Source organism: Mucilaginibacter sp., assembly GCF_039935595.1.
GTDB lineage: Bacteria > Bacteroidota > Bacteroidia > Sphingobacteriales > Sphingobacteriaceae > Mucilaginibacter.
The window spans coordinates 1-4,130 of record NZ_JBDTJZ010000183.1; the positions used below are offsets into that span (position 1 = coordinate 1).

General features: G+C 39.0%; 3 protein-coding genes. All 3 read left to right on the forward strand.

The annotated features are described in order from the left end of the window. Positions 1-1,875 (forward strand): M16 family metallopeptidase (locus ABI367_RS12620; RefSeq protein WP_462229421.1); only part of this gene is annotated, 1,875 nt, incomplete at its 5' end. 203 nt (positions 1,876-2,078) lie between these two features. Then, positions 2,079-2,441 carry a response regulator gene (locus tag ABI367_RS12625; RefSeq protein ID WP_462229424.1) on the forward strand — a complete coding sequence of 121 codons (363 nt, stop codon included), beginning with the start codon at positions 2,079-2,081 and terminating at the stop codon, positions 2,439-2,441. Positions 2,442-2,705: 264 nt separating this feature from the next. Continuing rightward, the coding region (locus tag ABI367_RS12630; protein ID WP_462229426.1) for a tetratricopeptide repeat protein at positions 2,706-4,130 on the forward strand (1,425 nt) is incomplete at its 3' end.

Genomic DNA, 4,130 nt, shown 5'->3' on the forward strand with positions numbered 1-4,130 from the left:
AATGGTGCTGCAGGTTTAATTGACCTGGACCTGGTTCAAAAACAAAAACTGTTAAGCGCGGTGGCGCAATCATACACTTTAAAGGATTATAGTGTACTATTATTGCAAGGCAAACCTATTAAAGGGCAATCATTAGATGATGTTAAGGGATTGATGCTTGCCGAAATAGCTAAGTTAAGAAGCGGAAATTTCTCTGATGATCTGGTAAAATCCATTATCAACAACCTGAAAAAAGCTATTATTGAAGAGAACGAAAGTTATCTGTCAAGAGCAAGTGATTTAATGGACGCGTTTACATCAGGTATTGACTGGCAAACAGAAGTTGCAACGGTTGACGAACTATCAAAAATAACCAAAGCACAAATTGTTGATTTTGCAGTAAAGTATTTTAACGACAATGATTATGTAGTGGTTTACAAGCACCAGGGCGAGGATAAAAATATTATTAAGGTTGATAAACCACCAATTACGCCCGTACAGGTAAACAGTACCGCGCAATCGCCTTTTTTAAAGCAGGTTAACGCCTTACCTGCCAATATTATAAAACCGGTTTGGGTTGATTATAATAAAGACATACAGCGTGCGCAAGCAGGTCCGTGTGAGTTACTGGCTGTACAAAACAAGGATAACAGCATTTTTCAAATGCACTACCTTTATGATATGGGCAGTTGGAATAGCAAACTTTTACCTTTGGCTGCACAATATCTGCAATTTTTAGGGACAGGCACAAAAACTGCCGAAGATTTTAGTAAGGCTTTTTACAAATTGGCATCGTCATACGAGATAAAGGTAGGCAATGATCGGAGAGTAGGTACCGATCAAACTATAGTAAACTTTGAAGGCATGCAGGAAAACTTCGATGCGACACTGAATTTGTATGAAGATTTGCTGGCTAACTGTAAACCTGATGAGGCGGCGCTGGCAAGCTTAAAGGCCCGCATTAAACGGTCAAGAGAGAATGCTAAATTAGACAAATCAGCCATTATGAATTGCCTGATAAGTTACGCGCAATATGGGCCAGAAAATCCGTCAAATAACGTACTTACTGATGCCGAACTGGAGGCTGTAACTTCGCAGCAACTGGTTAGCATTTTACATCAGCTAAACAGCTATAAACACACCGTTTTATACTATGGCCCCAAAACTGCCGCGCAAGCTGCTCCTATAATTGCCGGGTTGCATAAAACACCCGCTACCTTTATAAGCTATCCACCCAAAAAGAATTTTGTTAGAATGGTGCCTACAGCAAACAAAGTATTGTTTGCCAACTTTGATATGGTACAGGCCGAAATATACTGGTTACGCCCCGAGGAAGATTATAACCCTGCGATTAAACCCAGAATTGACCTGTTTAACGGCTACTTTGGCGATGGAATGAGCACTGTTGTATTTCAAACCATTCGCGAATCAAAAGCGCTGGCCTACTCTACCGCTGCCCAATACCAATCTGCAGCGAAAAAAGATGACCGCAACGTATTTTTTGCTTATGTAGGTACACAAGCTGATAAACTGAATGAATCAATAACCAGCATGAACGAGTTGTTGAATGATTTGCCGGAATCTGAAAAAGGAATAGCTTTAGCAAAAGATAACATTCGCAAATCATTAGAAACTGAACGGATAACTGAGGATGATATTTTACTGTCGTACGTTAAAGCCAAACGAAGGGGCCTTGATTATGACGACCGGAAAACCACCTTTGATAATTTGGATAAATTGAACTTCGCGGATGTCAAAGCATTTCATGATACCGAGCTAAAAGGAAAGCCTTATATCTATTGTATTGTAGCATCTGATAAAAAGGTGAGTGATGATGACCTTAAAAAATACGGCGAACTGGTAAAGCCCGACCTGAAACAACTATTTGGCTATTAACCAATAACTGTTTATTATAACCTACTAAAACGGGGACGATCTTACACAAAGCATCCCCGTTTTTAGTTTTTATAAGGATTTTGGTTGCCTTAATTTGCGCATAAAACATACTAGTTTTAAGTGTTTTTATACTTAAACAATAGTTGGTATAGTAATTGATGACCAATAGAACATATTAATAGCAATTACTAACATTTATAAAGATGCAACGGATTTTGGTGGTGGATGATGATAAAGATATTTTAGAGGTTCTGAAATACATATTGGAAGATTCTGGTTATGATGTTGATACGCTGGCCGATGGTCATTTTCTTTTTGATACTATAAAAAAAAATCAGCCCGATTTAATATTGCTTGATGTTATGCTGGGCGGCATGGATGGGCGCGAATTATGTAAACAGTTAAAGCATACACCAGCAACTCATAACATACCGGTAATCCTGGTTTCTGCAAGCCACACTATTACCAAGTTTGACGACGATGACGAATCGCCGGATGACTTTATACCAAAGCCGTTTGAGATAAGCCAATTATTAAATAGCGTACATAAGCAGTTGGTTGCTTAGTTATATTTTCCGTTTCTGTACCAGTTCATATACTCCCTATAATACCCCTCAACCCTAACGTTGTATTTTAAAGCATACTACAATCTACATTTTAATGGGTTTCTAATTGCTAGTAAAATCCGGCATTGATTAAAAGTTTTCCACATCCATAACAACTCGCCATTTTTTGTCGTTAAAAAATTGATTTTCCACATTTGTTAATTACTAATGTTAATTGCATTTTGAGGCTTTACCTAATTTAGCACATTATCTTGTACGCGTTTTATGATAAAAATCAAATACATCATCCTACCTGTTTGTTTATTATTTATACTTCCTGTTTACGCGCAGCAAAACCCTTCTTTTCAAATTGACCGCAATTACCATACTGCTATGGAATTGCTGGACAAGGAAAAATATGTTGCCGCAAGCGAACAGTTTAAACAGGTTGAAGAGGCAAGGCTGCAAACCAGCAACCAGTCGCAGTTTGAATCGCAGCTATCGCTGCTTAAAGAAAACTCGCAATATTATATGGCGCTATGCGCGCTTGAACTGGGCAATGACGATGCCGAGAGCCTGTTCCTTAAATTCATCAAAGAGCATCCGGAAAATCCTTTAACCAAGCTGGCTTATTTTCAAATTGGTAAAACGTACTCTAAAAGATCAAATTACATTGAAACTATTAAATGGTTTGATAAAGTTAACGCATCAGACCTAAGCGGCCGGGAGAATACCGAGTATAAATTTCGTAAGGGCTATGCCTACTTTGCTACCAACGATTATAAAAACGCGCAGGAGTTATTTAGCGAGATAAAAAACAAACGCTCGCCTTACCAGGACGATGCTATTTATTATTTTGCCTACATAGCTTATTTAAATAAAGATTATCATTTAGCATTGAATGATTTTGAGAAACTTAAAACCTCAAAAAAATATCAGAACAGCTACCCTTATTATATTACCGCTGTTTACTTTTTAGATAAGCGTTATGATGATGTATTAAATTACGCGGTTACCATTGTAAATAATTCGCACCAGCAGCACGAAACCGAAATGCTGCGCATTATTGGCGCATCATACTTTGCCAAAGCCGATTACCCTAACGCGGTAAAATATTATGGTCGTTTTGAGGCCAATGACCTGGGCAAAACCCAAAGCACGCAGGACAGTTACCAAATAGGATACGCCAATTACCAGGTAAAAAACTACCAAAAAGCCGCTACCGAACTGGAAAAACTAACAGAGCAGCATGATGTTTATAGCCAAAACGGTAGTTATCTGCTTGGCGGCGTATTTTTAAAGCTGGATAACAAGCAAAGCGCCCGCAACGCGTTTTTAGCGGCATCAAAACTAAATTTTGACAGGCAGTTGCAGGAAGACGCGCTGTATGAGTATGCCAAGCTATCCTATGAGCTTGATTTTAACGTACAGGCTTTAGATGCTACCCGCGCGTATCTGAAAAATTATCCGCAATCGCCTCGTACAGATGAGATAAAGATATTATTGGGCGAAGCCCTGCTAAACTCGCGCAACTACAAAGAGGCCGTTGATATATTGGAACCCATCCCCAATAAAAACATCAGCGCGCGTACGGCTTACCAAAAAGTAACCTATTACCGCGGCCTGGAGTTTTATAACGAACGCGCCTTTGAGAATGCTATTGGCATTTTTCTGCGTTCTCTAAAATCGCCGGTTGATAGTAAATTAAAA

Coding starts and splice junctions, on each gene's coding strand:
- ABI367_RS12625 (WP_462229424.1), top strand. CDS start 2,079: ATGCAACGGATTTTGGTGGTGGATGATGATAAAGATATTTTAGAGGTT.